Annotated in this window: 13 protein-coding genes; all 13 read right to left on the bottom strand. The window is 51.8% G+C overall.

Annotation, left to right across the window (positions count from 1 at the left end; all coding sequences use genetic code 11):
- Window positions 1-1,589: 1,589 nt before the first annotated feature.
- A complete protein-coding gene (locus GK091_RS15270; RefSeq protein ID WP_164039910.1) occupies window positions 1,590-2,516 on the bottom strand; it encodes an aldo/keto reductase in 927 nt (308 codons plus the stop codon).
- Window positions 2,517-2,637: 121 nt separating this feature from the next.
- The gene (locus GK091_RS15265; protein ID WP_164039908.1) at window positions 2,638-4,671 is read right to left on the bottom strand and encodes an SUMF1/EgtB/PvdO family nonheme iron enzyme; all 2,034 of its coding nucleotides are present in this window, start codon (window positions 4,669-4,671) and stop codon (window positions 2,638-2,640) included.
- Between the two features lie 162 nt (window positions 4,672-4,833).
- Complete coding sequence (locus GK091_RS15260) at window positions 4,834-6,159, bottom strand: adenylate/guanylate cyclase domain-containing protein (protein WP_164039899.1); 1,326 nt, start codon at window positions 6,157-6,159, stop codon at window positions 4,834-4,836.
- Window positions 6,160-6,228: 69 nt separating this feature from the next.
- Entirely contained in the window at window positions 6,229-7,281 is a 1,053-nt protein-coding gene (locus GK091_RS15255; RefSeq protein WP_164039896.1) for a lipid A deacylase LpxR family protein, read from the bottom strand.
- Window positions 7,282-7,399: 118 nt separating this feature from the next.
- Window positions 7,400-7,819, bottom strand: coding sequence for a hypothetical protein (locus tag GK091_RS15250; protein WP_164039894.1), 420 nt, complete (start codon window positions 7,817-7,819; stop codon window positions 7,400-7,402).
- A gap of 79 nt (window positions 7,820-7,898) precedes the next feature.
- Complete coding sequence (locus GK091_RS15245; protein ID WP_164039891.1) at window positions 7,899-8,138, bottom strand: acyl carrier protein; 240 nt, start codon at window positions 8,136-8,138, stop codon at window positions 7,899-7,901.
- Between the two features lie 57 nt (window positions 8,139-8,195).
- Window positions 8,196-11,342, bottom strand: coding sequence for an efflux RND transporter permease subunit (locus GK091_RS15240; protein ID WP_164039888.1), 3,147 nt, complete (start codon window positions 11,340-11,342; stop codon window positions 8,196-8,198).
- A 30-nt stretch (window positions 11,343-11,372) separates the two neighbouring features.
- Entirely contained in the window at window positions 11,373-12,422 is a 1,050-nt protein-coding gene (locus tag GK091_RS15235) for an efflux RND transporter periplasmic adaptor subunit (protein WP_164039885.1), read from the bottom strand.
- A 40-nt stretch (window positions 12,423-12,462) separates the two neighbouring features.
- The gene (locus GK091_RS15230) at window positions 12,463-13,779 is read right to left on the bottom strand and encodes a TolC family protein (protein WP_164039883.1); all 1,317 of its coding nucleotides are present in this window, start codon (window positions 13,777-13,779) and stop codon (window positions 12,463-12,465) included.
- Between the two features lie 83 nt (window positions 13,780-13,862).
- Window positions 13,863-14,486: a TetR/AcrR family transcriptional regulator gene (locus GK091_RS15225; protein WP_246202235.1), complete on the bottom strand. Its 624-nt coding sequence runs from the start codon at window positions 14,484-14,486 to the stop codon at window positions 13,863-13,865.
- 258 nt (window positions 14,487-14,744) lie between these two features.
- Window positions 14,745-15,422 carry a response regulator transcription factor gene (locus GK091_RS15220; protein WP_164039876.1) on the bottom strand — a complete coding sequence of 226 codons (678 nt, stop codon included), beginning with the start codon at window positions 15,420-15,422 and terminating at the stop codon, window positions 14,745-14,747.
- Window positions 15,423-15,497: 75 nt separating this feature from the next.
- Window positions 15,498-16,982 carry an ATP-binding protein gene (locus GK091_RS15215; RefSeq protein WP_164039873.1) on the bottom strand — a complete coding sequence of 495 codons (1,485 nt, stop codon included), beginning with the start codon at window positions 16,980-16,982 and terminating at the stop codon, window positions 15,498-15,500.
- A 120-nt stretch (window positions 16,983-17,102) separates the two neighbouring features.
- On the bottom strand, window positions 17,103-17,456 hold the full coding sequence (nirD, locus tag GK091_RS15210; protein ID WP_164039870.1) for a nitrite reductase small subunit NirD: 354 nt from the start codon (window positions 17,454-17,456) through the stop codon (window positions 17,103-17,105).
- Between the last annotated feature and the right edge of the window lie 64 nt (window positions 17,457-17,520).

The raw sequence follows: 17,520 nt of genomic DNA, 5'->3' as shown, positions 1-17,520 counted from the left end.
GATGCGCATAGCTGTAGATACCTACAGTGCATAGTCTGTTTTAATGGCCAACGACAACATATTCGTTCCAGCACTTTCTGCAGCGGTAGGCTTTCAGGGTAATAAACCGGGAAAAAAAACGGGCTAAGTTGGAACGGGCAATGCGTTCTTCATCAATCTTACCGCATTTGGGGCATTTTACCGAAAAAGAAAGGTGTAGATATAAATAGACTAGTACCGCTACAATGACTAATCCACCAGCAGAGTAAAAAACAAGTTCCACAGAATTCAAGAAGCTAAGCCAAATACATAGTCAATACAAGTTGATCGCTACCGATGCCATCTGGCGTTACAGAAATAGGGTGAGAAGCCAATACAAAAACAATATCGATAGAATGGAAAGACTAAGCCATACGAGGGCGACGGATGGGAAAGGGTTCTTTTTCATGGTGCAGGTGTTCCTGGCAAATTAAAGAGTAGCTGATAAACGACGGTATCGCTTCCTCTGAATTTAGTATTCGGCAGTTAGAACAAGAACCTGAAAACCGCGATCGCATAGAGAATAGAAATGGTAAAGACAGCTAGCCAGACGAGGGATGTGCTGTTGAGAGATAGTTTATTTTTCATGGTGGTAGAGGTATAAGTTACAGTACTTACGTAAAAGTAAATAAGAGAGATTTGCGGTATCGGAAACTTATTTGGCCAGATCGTCAACAGGGCCCGTGGCAGGATAAACGTCTCGTGTCCTAAAGACTAATCCAGACGACAGAATCGATCCGCAGACAAACGAATCGAGTTCGCTGGTTGCTTCCGGATTTGTACCGTCAAAAATTAGCTAAAGTGGTAACTAAATAGAGTATTTCCTAGGCTAGATATTGCCTAATGTATAGAGGAAAATAGACTGAAAGTTACAGAAGTTACCCGTACATTATCGCGGCCGTAGCTAATACGATCAAAGAGCAATAGTACCGGTTACTCATGTCGTTTGGCCTGTATAGACGGGTTGATTAAGTTCAACCTTGGTAGTTGAAAAGAAATAGTTAGTAATCCCTGACCGTCGTGCGGCTGGGGATTATTGTTTGTATGAAGTTCCTGTTATTTTTTCCCTAGGGGCGACGAACTATCTTCCCTGATCGAGACGTACGAGCAGCCAGTCTACGCCGATGATGAGCATACAAACGGACCTTTCTCCAACGGTTACCCGAGGCTATTGTGGAACCGCGGCAGCAGCAGGCGAAGGATGTCTCAGCACATAGTTCTTTAACGTTGTCCGACAGTTGTTACAGATTGGAGCCATCTTCATTGTCAATCCCTGTTGAACCACAATGGCGTTGTCACAAATGATGCAATCGATTGAAAACGTATCCGTCGAAACGCCGTCCCACTTATTAGTATCTTCCATGTTGAGTTTTGCCCCTTCGGGCGAGTTACAAAAATTAAGTGATTCATTCGCTGTAATCGTACGTTGACCAGCCTGGTTAGCTTCGCTACGACACGTTTGATTGAACCCGCTTTTTATTGAGACTTTTCGAGGCTTCAATCAGTCACATTCCCGGCAGCTGGTTGAGTTCAATCGATTTGTTTGTTGGTATTCCAGTATCGAGCGCCCGTTAAAGCGTGGCTACATAAGCGGCCATCTGAGCCTGTATTTTCCCGTCAGGTAGTCGCCCTGAACCAGCACCCAGATTATCGGTCAGGTGTTTAGGATCGGAGGTGCCCGGAATGACGCAGGTTACGGCGGGGTTAGCCAGAATGAACTTGAGAAAAAATTGCCCCCAACTCCGAATATCGTATTCCGACGACCAGGTAGGCAATGGCTTTCCTTTTACCAGTCGAAAGAGCGAGCCGGTTTCGAACGGCTCGTTGACAAGAACGGCCACGCCTTTCTCGCGGGCCGATGGTAGCAGACTCCGTTCCGCATTACGAACGCGGATGGAATAATTCATCTGCACAAAGTCGATGGGTTCGCTTTTAACGATACGCTCAAGTTGGTCGTGGGCCGAAGCCGTATAATGAGTAATGCCAATGTAGCGAATCGTACCTGCCTGCTTCCAGTCTTTCAGCGTTTTCAACTGTGTTTGCCAATCGACGAGGTTGTGGATCTGAACGAGATCGAGGGTTTTCCGGCGCATTCGACGCAGTGATGTCTGCATCTGGTCGATACCCGCCTGTTTGCCCGTAGTCCAGACTTTGGTTGCCAGAAAGAAGTTGTCAGTCAACGCCAGATCGGTAGTCAGGTCACCGATCACTTCTTCCGCGCGCCCATACATAGGTGAGGCATCGATCAATTTACCACCCTGCTTGTGCATGAGCGTAAGCACGTCACGTAAAGAACGTCTGTCCGGATCAGACGGGCCAACGTCAAACTGCTGCCAGGAACCCAGTCCAACAACGGGAAGTCGTTCGCCCGATGATGGAATCTGTCGGGTTAGTATTGATTGTGGGTCCATATTCGCAGAAAATGAACCAGTTAGCGCGCCGAATCCGGCAATCGCTGTCTGTCTGAGCATGGCCCGCCGTGAAAAGCTGTTTATCATGAGCGCAGGTAGTTCACTACGTTAACTGATCCCACCCGGAAAGGTTAGCTTTTCGCTTTGTGGCCGAATGCTGCCCCACTCATTAAACCCATCAATAGACGCGATAACGTGATGAGGTACCTTATTTCCGGGTCGAATTAATGGACGGTTGTGAGGCAGCGGGCAGTTGTTTCAGCCAGGTCAGGTTAAACCGGTAATGCTGACTGCTACTAACCAGATGGATCAGATTGTCAGGCGTTTGGGTGATCGCCAGGTAGCCTTTCGGTTCGGCATGGGTGGCGTCCATTTCGAACGCACCCGTCCAGGCCCCGCCGTTCAGGTATCGGTACTTTCCATCCGTAAGAAGCTTCTTGACCGGCCAGGTCTTGCCCTCGTCATAGGATAATGCAGCATACATGCCATAGCGCCTGCTCGTTTTGCCAGATGCATCGGTGAACAGCATGCCATTTGTCGCGTCGCTTGCTTCGTCGGGATGGTGCGTAAACGAGATCAGGAGCAGGGGACCTTCGTTGAGCCGGTAAAGAACCAGCCGCTGCCCACTCCAGACGGGCGGAAAATCCGATGCCTGATAGGTCCAGGTTTTGCCCATATCGGTCGATACGCTCATGGGCATACGCGGACCAATCGAGTCAGGACCCGGCAGATCGTCTTTCCGGCCCAGTGCCATCAGGCTTCCATCCTTTAGCTGCACCACACCCGCGTGAATACCGGCAATTAAGCCACCCATTGCCCCATTCCGGAACCTGGGTTTCTGTGGATCGGTATACGGATTGTTCCAGGTCTTCCCTTTGTCTTTGCTGATGTGAATGGCCGTTCCGCCGGTTGGTCCTGGGTCGGCATCGCCCGGTTGAACGAGCCAGCCTTCCCGCGTCTGGATAAGTCCGGCAATGACCTGATTTCGTTTCGTGTGTTCAGGATCGGCCAGCCGGGGTGCTGACCAGGTCGCTCCGTTGTCGTGACTTTCGCGAACGGTCATGGCCAGGTTTTGCCAGTCGCCGTCGGTTTCCAGTCCGTTGAGGTGGTAGATTGTGCCGTTGCCATCGTGTAGGAGTGACGTACCGGTCATGTTCCGATCCGGGACTTTGAAAAACTCCGAAGGTTCATCCCACACCTGGTTACCCGACCGCAGCCGACTCGCTAAAATGGTCATTTCGCGGCCCGACTCTTCATCGGTTGAGAACCACGCAACGAGCAAATCGCCGTTGGGACACCACGTAATGGCCGGACAGTGGTTATGCGAAAAGTACGGTACACCCCCTGCGCAATCGGGTTTACGGACGTAGCGGATGGGGTCCAGAAAAATTGGTTTTGTCGATGCGACGGGTTGCCAACTGGCTGGTTTCTGAACCACCCGTTGCATAACCGCCGGTACTGGATTGGGCGGCAGGGGGGAGCTAACCGGCGCGTCGGCCTGAATGATCCGGAAGCCGACCAGCCAGCTGTTGTCGTTGGGAATCATAGCCAGTCGGTTCGCCGAGCGCAGATACCGGATGGGCGTACCATGACTGCCCCCCCGCGTAACGCGATACAGGCCGCTAACCCGCCCGACCGGATCGGTTTGTTCGCCCGCTCGATAAGGTCCGTACCAGTCGCTGCACCATTCCTCAACGTTGCCGTGCATATCGTAGAGACCAAACGCATTCGCCGGACTTTGCCCGACCTGTAGCGAGACAACAACCGGGTCGCGGTCGGTTTTCTGACTTTTCTGGTAGACAGCGGGTAATCTGTTCCCGGTTGAGAAATCGGAAAGGGTTCGTGCGCGACAGGCGTATTCCCATTCGGCTTCGGTCGGTAAACGATAGGGTTTTCCTTCTTTCCTGGTAAGCCAGGTACAGAATGCAACGGCCTGGTCATACGTCACGAAGACGACCGCTTCATCATCGGCTTTCGAAAAACCCATCTTACCCCGCAACGTTTTATGCGCAGGATCAAACGCTTCGTACTGCGCATTCGTAACTTCGGTAGCGGCCATCCGAAACGGCTTACTGATCGTAACACGATGGATTGGCTGCTCATCGGCATCCTCACCGTCACGTTCCGACCCCATGTAAAACGTCCCCGCCGGAATAGGAACAAGCTGGATACCAACCGAATTGGCTGATTGACCAAAAACCGAATGAGCAATTAAAGACAGGAAGAGTAGGGGCCGGATCACGTTTGATGACAAGTTGTGTACGAATATAAGATACGGATCAGTCGGGAGAATAGGCTTACTCAAACCTGACCCCCAACGAACTCCGCTGGTTTTGACGGCATTTCTTTGGTGCGAAGATAGGCAGCGATAGTGTTTTTACGTTAGGTGAGCGTTGTGTCAGCGTCAGGCTACTTGCCAGATCATAACATCCTTGCTCATGCCTTTGAGATGAATCGAGCCGACGCGCCGGGTGTTGGCGGGTACGGTGGACAAGTCGTCGATAACCTCTTGACTCACCAGAATCTGTGAGTTGTATTCTTTGTTAAGCTGTTCAATGCGCGACGCCTGAATGACGACCGTACCGGTAATATTGTACTGTTGGCGGAATTCGGTGCCGATATTGCCTACGACGGCATCACCCGTCTGAATGCCGATTCCGATGGATGTAGGGGCAATGAGGCCGGTTTGGTTGGCCTCCGCAACAGCCTCCAGAATGCCTAGGCTGGCGTCAATCGCCCGTTCGGCTGGGTTCGTGACCGCCAGCGGAGCCCCAAACGTAACCATGCAGCCGTCGCCCAGAAACTGATTGATGATGCCTCCGTTTTTCCGGATGACAGTGGCGACAACATCGAAAAACGCACTTTGGTAGGCAATTACGTCGTCGGGGGTATGCGTGTCGGCATAGTGAGTGAAATTGCGAATATCCAGAAATAGGACAGCGACTTTTCGATGGCTGGCTTCGAGCGTTCCTTTTTGCGCTAAAATCGCTTCCACAACTTCGGGTGACACCTGCTGCCCGAACAGTGTCCTGATCTGTTCGCCCGTTTCCATGCGCTCGATAGACAGCTGAATACTCTGGCGAATCTGGCGGGCCACGTAAGCGGCTCCGGCCCCTGTTAGTATCATGACCAGGGCCTTCAGCGCGTAGGGGAAGGTCATAGTCAGGTAAAAGGTGAGTTCTTTCTCTGTCGAAGGAACGGATTCAATCAAGTACAGACTCAGGCCATAGAATTCGATACCCGCCAGGGCACCGGTCCAGACCGAAACGGTCGCACTCAGGCGCAGGGTGGAGAGGGTAATAAATATAAAATACAGATAAGCGACGGGTGACAGCAGCATCAGGATCGGGTGATCGAACGATTGGCTAACCAAGTACAGGGCTCCTGTCAGCACCGTAATTTCTACGGTAGCATTCCCGAATTTAGCGAAGTAGGCCAGGGCCGTTCCCGGAAAACGTCGGCTGACGGTGCCCAACGTTTGCCAGAGAAAGAGTTCATACAGCAGCATACCACCCATGTAAGCAGCTACTTGGACCGAAATGTCTTTATAGCCTGGAACCGCGCCAATAGGGAGGTTACCAAATGGAACGGTTATGCCGTAAAGCAAAAACCCAAAGGCAAACAAGGCCGCGAGCACAACCGCGCGCTGACGTTCCCGCCGGAAGTTTTCTTCCTCTAATTCATGCTGAAAATAGGTGAGGGCTGGCCGGTGGTAGATAGGCTTGAACATAGGCTACAGGATTTCCCAAAATAAGCCGAAAAAACGCATCGCGCGGGCTGATTTAGACGCGGGTGAGGGTCAAATACCGACAAACAGCGTTATGTTGCCGATCTGTTGCGTTGGGGCTCCTGCGAACTGTGCCGAAATCCAACGTTCGCTGAAGGAGACGCCCAGTCGATTGCGTGTCAGCACGGCCCCGCACTCAAGCTGAACGAATGAGTGGTTCATAAGGCCGCTAGTCAGCACGTAATCAGCCTGGTTACGCGTAAAGATACCGCCTTGCAAGGTCGAATCGTCCAGCAAAAGACGAACAACAGGTCGCCCGTACAGGAAGAGTTGAAACTTGCGGTAACCAGGCGGCTTATCGGCTGTTGGTCGTTCGTAGTTTATAAAATAGTTGCTGAAAAGGCCCGCCCTGAATAGGAGTCCCGCATTGATATTATTGCTCAGGGTGCCCGCGTTTGCGCTCGCCAACCCCAGCAGTTGCAGGTAAGGGGAGAGCTGGACGATCTGTTTTTCGTACTGAATCTGGTAGTTGACAACAACGTCCGTTGGCAGTTGATACGGCCAGCCCTGGGGTTTATCGAAGCCCAACTGACGGTGAACCCATTCCTGAAGTTCTTCGCCCAAAGCCGCTTTGCCCAGCACCCCAAGCGCTAGTTCGGTAGTCAGGCGCTGTTTGCGAACGGGATCAGCCGAGGTTAGGGAATGACTTACGTACAGAACCGCCGTGTACGGTCGATCACCCCTTACGATGGTTTTTCGCTTGATGTCGGTTGGGGTGTACATCAGATGAGTCAGCCCGATACCATACAGGTTGTTCGCCTGGCTGGCGATGGGAATCAGGAGGGCGCTCAAAAAACGGGGTCTTGTCTGTTTGGTGTACAGTATTTCAAGCTGGGTCCCGTTGGTGTATTGCCGGTCGCTGATTTCCCGGCGCGTGTTCAGTCCATCGTTATCTTCACTAACTCGGATCAGTTGAAGGGTATTTCGTTGGCCCAGTGCGGCAACAGAAAGTAAACAGGGCAAGACTAAAACGAAGAAGCGATTCATTAAACTGGCGGCATCAGTTTCTAGGAGGCTGGCCTGTCCATAGAAAAATTCGTTGCCAACGTTCAGGATGGTGACCATTGCAACAAGTCAACGGCTCCGCGGGTGGCCGGGCGTTCGAAGGCTTGCGCAGAGTTAACCGGATATAAAAATGCTTTGTTCAGCTGGATGGTCGACGCCCGCAAAACGATAAGGTCCGTTAGTTCTGGATTACCGGTGGAGTATCCCTTGTCGTCAGGAACGGAAACGATTGGTAGGCGTCTTCGATTTCAGCGAAAGCGGTTGTCAGTTGACCGATCATCAGTTGCAGCACCGGATGAGCATGCGTCAGGCGCTGGACGAGGTCTGCATTGGTCGGGTCGGTCCGCAGTTGATCGGTGCGCGTCGCTAAAAGCGTAGCCAGTTTTCCGAAAAATACTGTACGATGACGCATGCAATCGCGCAGGTAGTTGCTTAGTGTTTCGAGCTGCGGATTGGTCCGTTTGATCCGCTTGAGTTGTTGATCATAGTGACGGGTGGCTAATCGGCAAGCCGTCAGAAACGCCAGCCAACGGTCATAGTCTGCCAAAAGGGGCATTACCTGTTGCGGTTGATCGGATGCGTGTAAGGCCGGTTCCATGTGTCAAGGGAAGAAGGTTAGCGTATCGGGTCAAGGGAAGATATGGCTGGTCATTGATAGCCACAGATGGGGGTAGTGCTCACAGGGTGACGTAACTGAGATAGTCTTTCAACTGGCCGATTGTTTGGAGTGTCCACCAGTCTTCGTCCGGAATACGAATACCAAAACTGGCTTCCACCTGTACCAGCAAATCGGTAACGTCGAGTGAATCGAGACCCAGATCGCGCGTGAAATTAGCCTGATCACTAAGGGCCGTCAAGCTAACGCCCATGGTTGCCAGCACGTCCTGCAACCGATTGTTAATTTGCGTAAGTGTCATGTTTTTAGAGGGTTAAACCCCTCTCCGGTTGAGGGAGAGGGGCAGAATAGTTTAGCGTTAAGAAACAGCGGCCTCAGTCAGGGATTCCGCTTTCTTCGTCTTCCTCGAGCGGCTGTTAAACCATTCCTGGAGTCGGTCGACGAGGTAATACATCATCGGCACCAGATAGATCGTTAGCACCATTGAACTGCTCAATCCACCAATCAGCACCCACGCCAGCGAGTTTTTCCATTCGGCACCCGCCCCGCTTGCCGTAGCAATCGGAATCATACCGATCACCATTGCGATGGTCGTCATCAGAATTGGGCGTAAGCGTTCCTCACCAGCGTGCAGAATAGCTGCCCGGAACAGTACGCCCTGCGCTTTTTGCTGGTTGGCAAAATCGACGATCAGAATGGCGTTCTTAACCACCAGACCAATCAGCATGAGCATACCCAGCATGGCGAAAATACCGATGTTCGACGAGGTTAAAGCGAGCGCCAACAACGCACCAATCACGGCTACCGGCACCGAGAACAGTACCACAAACGGGTAGACAAAACTATCGTAGAGTAACACCATGATGAAATACACCAGCATCAGACCCGCCAGCATCGCGATCCCCAGCGATCCGAAGCCTTCACTCTGGTTTTTAGCGTCACCACCCCAGCTCAATGTAACCCCGGCAGGCATCGGATTTTTGGCCAGATCGGCTTGAATCACCGCCGTCAACGTACCCGAACCCGTGCCGAGCGTATTGGCCGTCACTGTCACCGAGGAGCGTCGGTTTTTCCGTTCCAGCAACGATGGCCCATTGCTGAGCGATACGTTCGCAAACTCAGCTAAACGAACCGTACGATTGGCGGAGGGACTGAAAAAATTGATATTCTTCACATCATCCGGGTTCTTCCGATCGAAGGCATCGAGCATCACGCGAATGTCGTAATCTTCGCCACCATCCCGGTATTTCGAGTCGTCGTTACCGGCAAAGGCGTTTTGTAGGGTGCCGCCCACGGTTTGAATGTTCAGACCCAGTTTCGCCATTTTCTCCCGGTCGATATCTACCCGAACTTCGGGATTGCCAGCCTCTACCGACACGTTCACGTCGTTGGCACCGGGCGTTTTCCTGATGCGATTGGCCAGTTCCTGCGCGGCTGCCAGGTTCTTGCTGACATCATCGCCACTCAGGAAAATCTCGATCGGGGCCGAGCCGGAGTTGACCATACCGACTACCGAGGAGTTAAATTCAATAGCCGGAAACTGTTCTTCCAGTTCGTGCCGCACATCAATCATGTATTGTTCCGTCAGCACATGACCGGGTCGTTCGGCTGCATCGGCCAGTTGTATGGTCAGCTCAGTACGGTTGGTTTCACCCTGCCCGGTGCTGTTCATACCCGTGCTGGCGCCACCCACGTTGGCGAAGATGGTCTGCACTTCGGGTTTCCGGCGCAGGTAATTTTCGATGCTCCGCGAAGTAAGGTTATTCTGCTGCAACGAGGCACTTTTGTCGAGCTTCATCGTTAACAGGAATTTTCCCTGATCGCCCTGCGCCACAAATTCCGAGCCGATAATGCCCAAACTCATGACCCAGCCGGTGAAGACGAAAATAGCCACCAGAATACCTGTAAACGCCAGTTTGTGGCTCAGTACCCAGCCCAGGCTGTTGTGATACCCGTTGGTCAGCGCCGTCAATCCTTTTTCAAACCAGAGCAGAAACGCCTGAAACGGATTCTTTGGATTCAGGTGCTCCAACTTGGCGAGCATCGACGTGAGCCACGGCGTCAGGGTGAAGCTGACCACCAGACTGACCATCGTGGCGAAGGCAACTGTCAGCGAGAACTGCCGCAGCAAATCGGCGATGACCGAGTTGACGAACGTAATCGGTACGAATACGACGACAATAACCAGCGTGATGGCGACAGCCGCAAAGCCAATTTCGCTAACGCCGTCGAGGGTAGCCTGCCAGCGATTTTTACCCATTTCAAGATGGCGCTGGATGTTTTCGAGGACCACAATCGAGTCATCGACCAGAATCCCGATCACGAGCGATAACGCCAGCAGGGTCATCAGGTTGAGCGAATAACCCATCACATACATGAACAGGAACGCCGAGATCAGCGAAGCCGGTACGGATACCATGACGATGAACGCGTTCCGGAAGCTGTGCAGGAACAAAAGCATCACAATGGCAACCAGCCCAACGGCCAAAAACAAATCGTGCGTAACGGCTTCTACGGATGCGAGTGTAAATACGCTGCTGTCGTAGGCAATCGCAAAATTGACTTTGTCTTTGGTGTTTTCTTTCTCGATCTGCCCCAGTTTCTCCTGCACTAACCGGCTGATTTCAACCGCATTCGCATCGGATTGTTTTTTGATGAACAGACCGATGCCGTCCTTCCCGTTGTAGCGGCTGATGCTGCTGGCTTCGGTTAGTCCGTCCGTTACGTTCGCCACGTCGCTCACCCGAATCGGGCTGCCATTAACGGGTGTAACGATCACTAATTTACGAATGTCGTCCAGCGAGGTGAATTTGCCGGCCAGCCGCAGCGTCATGTTATCGGTGGTGCTCTTCACTTTACCGGTCGGAAAGTCAAGGTTGGCCTGATTGATGGCCTGCGTTACCTGAAGCAGCGACAACCCGTAATAATTCAGCTTGTCATCATCGACGTTAATGCGGATTTCCCGCTTGTCGCCCCCAACCATTGTGATGTCGGCTACGCCTTTAATCTGCTGAAGAACAGGTAAATATTTGTCTTCAACCTGCTGATAAAACACTTCATTCGGCAGGGTGGAGGTGGCCAGCAACTGCATAATGGGCTGATCACTAGGCGAGATTTTAGAGAGGGAAGGCTGCTCGGCATCGTCGGGCAGATCGCTCACCATCTTGTCAATTTCCCGTTGGGCATCCTGCAAGGCCAGATCGATGTCAGTGCCGGGTTTGAACTGAACGACCAGCACCGACGCGTTTTCGAACGAATTGGCCTTCACATCGTCGAGGTTATCCAGGCCCGATACGGCATCTTCAATTTTTCGACTCACCTCCGTTTCAACTTCCGAGGGAGCCGCGCCCGGATACACGGTCGTGATGGTGATAACCGGGGTAGAAAATTCCGGTAGCAACTCGTAACTCAGCAGCCGGTACGAAAACACACCACCAATCGTCAGGATCGCAAACAGTACGATAATGAATGAGGGGCGCTTGATAATTGTTTCTACGAAATTCATGATATAGATTCGTTAGGGTGTGCGTCGGCACTACTGCGCGTTGACGGCTGTTCCGTTCTGTAGGTTGATCTGACCGCTCGTAACGACCTGATCGCCCGCTTTCAGGCCGTTCGTTATTTCATAATACTCGTTGGTCGTTGCGCCGATTTTGACGGATTTAAGTACTGATTTGCCGTTTTCTACGACATAGATCTGCGGCTGTTTTTCCGATCCAATAATGGCCTGACGAGGTACCGATAGGGTTTGTCCGCTCAGTTTGCTGGTGTTGGCAATTGAGCCGTACATACCGGCCCGTAGCTGGTTCTTGCCGGAATTATTGACCGTAATTTCAACCGGGTAGTTGTGGGCGGCATCGCCTTCGGCCCCGATCATCGTGACCCGGCCCGCGAAGCGTGCGGCTGGATATACCTCCGTTGACACTGAAAGCGACTGACCAACGCGGAACTGATTGATGGCTTTTTCCGGTACATCGACCACCAGTTTCAGCGACGAAATGTCCGTTATTTTGATGATGGGCGACCCTACCGAGACGACCGATCCTTTCTCAACCATCTTCTCCGTGACGATACCGCCGAACGGAGCCGTGATTGTGGTGTTGGCAATCTGCTTCTGAATCTGCTTGATCTGCGCCTGCGTAGAGCGGATACTTAACTGGGTGCGTTCCAGATTGACGGCGGGGGTGGCGTCGCCTTTCACCAGATTCTCGTAGCGTTTGAGGTCATTCTGGTAGCCTTCCAGCGTTACCTGAAGAGCCTCGATCTGGTAGCGCAGCTGTTCGTCGTCCAGCTTCGCGATCAGGCGACCCGTACCCACCGACTGTCCCTCTTCAACGGGCAGCTGAATGATCTGACCACCCGCCTGCGGGCGAATTTCGACCTGACGATTCGCAGCAAACGAGCCCAAAAATTCGTTTGCCTGCGACAAGCTGCGTAACTCGGCAACGGCGGTGCGGACGCCTACTTTCTGATCCGGGTTGGGCTTGTAAATTTTATCTTCGACTTGTTTTTTGTTGTTCAACAGCGTCCAGGCGGTCATGCCCAGTGTGCCGATCAGGGCAATTAATATCCAAATTCGTTTCATGGCTTTTGCTGAAATTACAGGTTGTGTTAATGGAGTTGATCTATCGGTTAATTAAGCTGCCGGTTGCTTTTTTCCAGTCCAGTTCGGAAGTGCGCAGGTTGACCAGCGTGCCGAGGTAGTTGTTCTGGGCATCGCGAAGGGAGTTTTCGGCCTGCACCACATCGGTGATATCGACGGTGCCTTCCTTGAACTGAAGTTGGGTTTGGGTGTAGACCTTTTCGGCCAGCGACACTTGCCCCCGGTTTGTTGACAGGTTCTGCTGCTCGACCAGAAACTTGGTGCGGGCATTGGCAATATCCATCGAGATCGACTCGCGAACTTCCCGATTCTGCACCTCCAATTTTTGGTTGTCGATGCGGTTCTGGCTCAGTTTTGCTTTACGCGCCAGGCCGTCGAATACGTTCCAGTTCAGTTGAAGACCAACCCAGTAGCCGGGGAGGTTTTTGATGTACGAGTTGTCTCCGCCAATGGCATAGACCGAACTATTCGCAACGCCGTAAGCTGACACCGTCGGAAAAAAACCGGCTTTGATGTTCCGTTGCTGTAGACCGTTGATCAGTTTCTGCTGATCGATCAGCTGCAAGTCCGTCCGGTTGATGGTGTATTCGTTGCCAGGGGCTACCGGAATCGTTTCTTCAATGGCTGTGCGAACCTGCAACGAATCCGTTTGTGCCGTTCCGGTCAGGAATTTCAGCATGTTTAGTAGTTGGTTGTAACTGGCTTGTAGCGATTCGATCTGCGTTTGCGATGCCGTTTTGCTGAGTTGCAGCCGGTCCACATCGATGCCCTGCGCCAATTGATTCTGACGCCGTAGTTCCGTAATGCGAATGAGCCGTTCCGTCGAGGTAAGGTTGCTGCGCAGGAAGGCGATCTGTTGGGCAGTCGTCTGGAGGTTGTAATACGTAGCCGACACGTTGTAAGCCACATCTTCTTTCGTTTTCTGCGTTTGCAACGCTGATAAGTCCCGGCTGGCCTTGGCGGCTTTGGTGGCGATCAACAACGATTGATTATAAAGCGTTTGCGATGCCTGTAGCGTCGTAGAGAGATTGTAAGGGAGTCCGAACGCAACGGCGGAATACGTGCCTTCCGGTCCGCCAAACACCGAAGCGGGAATTACCTGCCCCGGAATTTTGAGATAGCGTCTGTAGTCGCCCGTCAGGTTCACCTGCGGATGTGCATTGGCTTTCACTTCGGCGATCTGTGCTTCGGTCTTGACCTCATCGAGCCGCGCCGACTGCACACTGAAGTTGTTGGTCAGGGCCTTACTAATTAACTGGTCGAGTGTATTGTCCTGCGCGCTGGCCAGCGAGCCTGTCAACAGGAAGAGGGTGGAAAGGTACCAGTGAACGGTTTTCATGGTTGGAGATAAAACAGTGTTTTTAAATGGTTGAACTAATCAATGGTTTTAAATATTTGTTTAAAACATAGGCAAAAAAAAGGTCATGCCTTTTCTGATTCGAACAAAAAGTTCGTAATCATATCGATGACCAAATTTTTGTGGTGCGTGCTAAATGTATCAAAATCAGCCTCGCTCATCTGCCACGTCTTCATATGCATGGCTTTGCCGATAAACAGGAACTGAATGTTGCAGAAGATCATGGGCATCAGGTGCGTAGCCGAGATAGGGCGAATATTCCCCTGGCTGATTTCCTGCTGAAGTTGTTCCTCGAACATGGAATGATGAATTTGTTTCATAACCCCAATGCAATTGGCCATACGATCCGGGTTGCGGTGAATCTCGTTCATAACGAAAATCGTCAGACTCGGATTGGCCTTCATCAACTGGAAGTCATGCTCGATCAGATCGGCAATTTTTTCGCGTAAACCGGTCGGCTTGTTCAGAATCTCGATCATGCCGTTGAAAAACAGCTGAAGCATTTCCTCGAAAATGCTCATGAACAGCTTCTCTTTACTCCGGAAATAGTAATTCGTCAGTGCAATGTTTATTCCAGCGGTATCGGCAATGTCCCGTGATGTAGCTCCATCAAACCCCTTCTCCAGAAAGACCTGCTTGGCGGCTTCCCGGATTTTTTCTTCGGTTGATTTAAATGGAGAACAACTCATGTTTTTTCTCATTGGGTCATCAAAAGTATTTGTTCACTAGTTAACACACAACTTATTTGAATAGTTTTTTTAAACAAACGTTTAATTTCCCTGAAAAGTCATAATTAAAGTAGTTCACGGACTATAGGAGTGAAAATGACGCGGTGAACTGGACAAAAACAATGATCCAAAAGCGTACTTACTTTGCACCCAGCTCATACGGGCCTGTCCGGGATCGTTAAGTAGGTCAACCCACATCCGCCCTTAACTAGGGCCAAACTAATTGCTGTTCTTTTCTTCCATCGCTACCCGGATCAGGTCTACCGTGTTTTTTACCCCTGCTTTCCGGATGATGCTCGCCCGTTGGTTGGCTACGGTATTGGCGCTGATACCAAAATGCTCGGCGATTTTCTGGCTGCTCATGCCATCCATCAAGCAGGTCAGAATCTGCGCTTCCCGCGTGGTAATCTTGTTCCAGACGGAGGATGTTTTCGGACTATACGTCGGCGTATCTCGATTCGTCGAACCGATCGTTGGTAGAACGAACTGACGAATAATAATGGAAGCCGCATTGGGTGGATAATACAGGTCTCCCCTGGTCACGGTCCGGACGGCACGTATTATTTCTTCGTGGCCCGTATCTTTCAGCAGATACCCGACCGCGCCATACTGAACCGCTTTTAAGATATAATCCGGGTTTTCGTGCATGCTGAACATCAGTGTTTTAACGGTAGGGTATTGCTGTGAGATCATCTTCAGCGCGTCAATACCCGACAGCCGGGGCATGGTAATGTCCAGCAGTAACACGTCCGGTTTGGTGGATGCAACCAGATCGATCGCTTCGTCGCCGTCAGACGCTTCGCCCACGATCTGAATATCCGCTTCGTCTTCCAGCAGCATCCGCATTCCCCTTCGCACTACAGAATGGTCATCAGCAAGAATGATTCGAATAGCCATGATAAATCGGGTTTGTATTTTTCGTTCGTGATGGAGTGATGAGGATGCCGTAGTAAACGAATACCGCCAGGTCGTTCATTGCCGATTGTCGGCCAGGGCCATGTTAACAACTACTTTAGTACCTTTTTTAGGCTTCGAGGTAATGGTCAGTGTACCGTTGAGCAGTCGCGTTCGGGTACGCATCGTTTCGAGGCCGTTGATAACGGAAAGCTGCCCGCTCTCCGTGCGAACCGCCTTGACCGTAAACCCTCTGCCGTCGTCGATCACGGCCAGATCGAGTTTACGGGTATTTTGTTGCAGACTGATACGAATGGTTTGTGCATCGGCATACTTTATGGCATTGTTCAGGGCTTCCTGTGCAATCCGGTATAACCCGATTTCTGTGGATGGGTTCAATCGTTTTGCCTCCCGATTGCCGTCAAAAATCACGTTGATGCCAGACGAGCGCATCGTCTGATCGGCCAGCAACTGCAAGGTAGCGCCTAAACCAAAGTCGCCCAATACGGAGGGCATCAGGTTATGCGATATCTGACGGGTGGTTTGAATAATGTCGTAGATTAGCTGACACAGTTCCTCAAAGCGGAGCCGTTGTTTTTCGTCCGCGAATTTGATCGACTTCATCGTCTCGGCGTGTAGTTTCAGACCAGTCAGCATCTGGCCGATACCGTCGTGAAGCTCGCGGGCAAAGCGTCGCCGTTCTTCTTCCTGGCCTTCGATCAGGGCGGCTAACCGGATCGTTTCTTCGGCAAGTTGAAGCTGGTACTTCTCTTCGGTCGTGCGCAGCAGTTCCTGCTGCGTATCGACCAGTTTGTGATTCGTAGCCGCCAGATGCTGGTTCGTCAATTCCAGTTCATGGTTGGTGCGTTCCATGTGCACATTGGCTAGTTGAAGGTCATTTTCGGACTGGGCCAACTGCCAAACAATATTCTTCGTATACCGAACCACCGGGCGGAAAACAAACAAAGCCTCGATCAAAAGAGTCAAGAGCGTAGCCAGGGTCAGGCCCCATTCAATTTGTTCCAGGTACCGCACCTGCTCGAAGCTTTCGGAGTCAAACTGAAAAACGATGTCGTTCATCTGCTGCACGAACGATAGCTCATCCCGCAGAATAACCTGGAGGGCTTCTTTTTTCTGCGCTTGCGTAGCCTGTGCGTCATTGATCCGGGCGAAGCTCCGGTAAATAGAGTTGAACACCGGGTCGATTCGGGTAAACATGCTGTCTAACTGCCTGCTTTTCCGAACGGTATAGGTCTTCTCCATTGCCAGCAGGCCACTCCGGAGTTGAAGGTGGGTCTGGTGCCACGTATGCAGCAGGGAGTCGAACGAAACGGTATCAGCCGCCGGTAATCCCGTGATTTTCAGTAGAGCAAGTTTCGTTAGTCGCTGGCTCAGCATCCGCTGCCGACCGGTTACGTTCACGACGCGACTATCGTCGTAGTGGGTGCTGATCGTATGCCTGATGAACAGTAGCCCGCTCACAACCAACACGGCAATGGTCGTGAGTGCCAGGACGTAAAACCGGGTTAACCGGCGGGCTACCTGCTGATCAAGTTGTTTCATGCTGCTTCGCTTGGGTAAAACCGTCCGTCCCGCTGAACGGTGATCGATACGCCATATCTTGACGACATGGCGTATCGATCACCGTTCAGCGGGACATCTATAACCTCAATTGTGGGCCAATTATACCCCAATATACACGAATCCGGCGTCTACTTTGACTGGATAAGTAGCAATTTGGTACGCGTCATCCGTCAGGCACTGACCGCTCTGGAGCGAAAACGTTTTTTTGTGAAACGGACAGGCGACCTTCGGTTCGTCGCCCTGGCTGCCGATCATACCCCGCGACAGGGCCATCTGCTGGCGGTGCGGGCATTCGTTATCGGTGGCATACCATTCGCCACGCCGGGTAAAATTGAAAATGGCAATCTGCCGTCCGTTGATGAGGGCGCAGGCACCACCATCTTCGGGGATCGCGTCGGCCTCACAGGCCAGATGCCACGTTATGTCAGGATTGGGAGCAACGAGAACGTCCATGGGTTGTATTGCTTTAGATGATACGATAGGAAGAATTGCAACCCCACCGCGATCCGGAGACGAT

This window comes from Spirosoma agri (genome assembly GCF_010747415.1).
Classification (GTDB): domain Bacteria; phylum Bacteroidota; class Bacteroidia; order Cytophagales; family Spirosomataceae; genus Spirosoma; species Spirosoma agri.
This window is presented reverse-complemented; position numbering and strand designations above follow the sequence as displayed.

Excerpts from the sequence above, each read along its gene's own strand:
- GK091_RS15260 (WP_164039899.1), bottom strand. The coding sequence starts at position 6,159 with ATGTTCAAGCCTATCTACCACCGGCCAGCCCTCACCTATTTTCAGCAT.
- GK091_RS15235 (WP_164039885.1), bottom strand. The coding sequence starts at position 12,422 with ATGAAACGAATTTGGATATTAATTGCCCTGATCGGCACACTGGGCATG.
- GK091_RS15230 (WP_164039883.1), bottom strand. The coding sequence starts at position 13,779 with ATGAAAACCGTTCACTGGTACCTTTCCACCCTCTTCCTGTTGACAGGC.
- GK091_RS15240 (WP_164039888.1), bottom strand. The coding sequence starts at position 11,342 with ATGAATTTCGTAGAAACAATTATCAAGCGCCCCTCATTCATTATCGTA.
- nirD (WP_164039870.1), bottom strand. The coding sequence starts at position 17,456 with ATGGACGTTCTCGTTGCTCCCAATCCTGACATAACGTGGCATCTGGCC.
- GK091_RS15250 (WP_164039894.1), bottom strand. The coding sequence starts at position 7,819 with ATGGAACCGGCCTTACACGCATCCGATCAACCGCAACAGGTAATGCCC.
- GK091_RS15220 (WP_164039876.1), bottom strand. The coding sequence starts at position 15,422 with ATGGCTATTCGAATCATTCTTGCTGATGACCATTCTGTAGTGCGAAGG.
- GK091_RS15215 (WP_164039873.1), bottom strand. The coding sequence starts at position 16,982 with ATGAAACAACTTGATCAGCAGGTAGCCCGCCGGTTAACCCGGTTTTAC.
- GK091_RS15270 (WP_164039910.1), bottom strand. The coding sequence starts at position 2,516 with ATGATAAACAGCTTTTCACGGCGGGCCATGCTCAGACAGACAGCGATT.
- GK091_RS15245 (WP_164039891.1), bottom strand. The coding sequence starts at position 8,138 with ATGACACTTACGCAAATTAACAATCGGTTGCAGGACGTGCTGGCAACC.
- GK091_RS15255 (WP_164039896.1), bottom strand. The coding sequence starts at position 7,281 with ATGGTCACCATCCTGAACGTTGGCAACGAATTTTTCTATGGACAGGCC.
- GK091_RS15225 (WP_246202235.1), bottom strand. The coding sequence starts at position 14,486 with ATGAGTTGTTCTCCATTTAAATCAACCGAAGAAAAAATCCGGGAAGCC.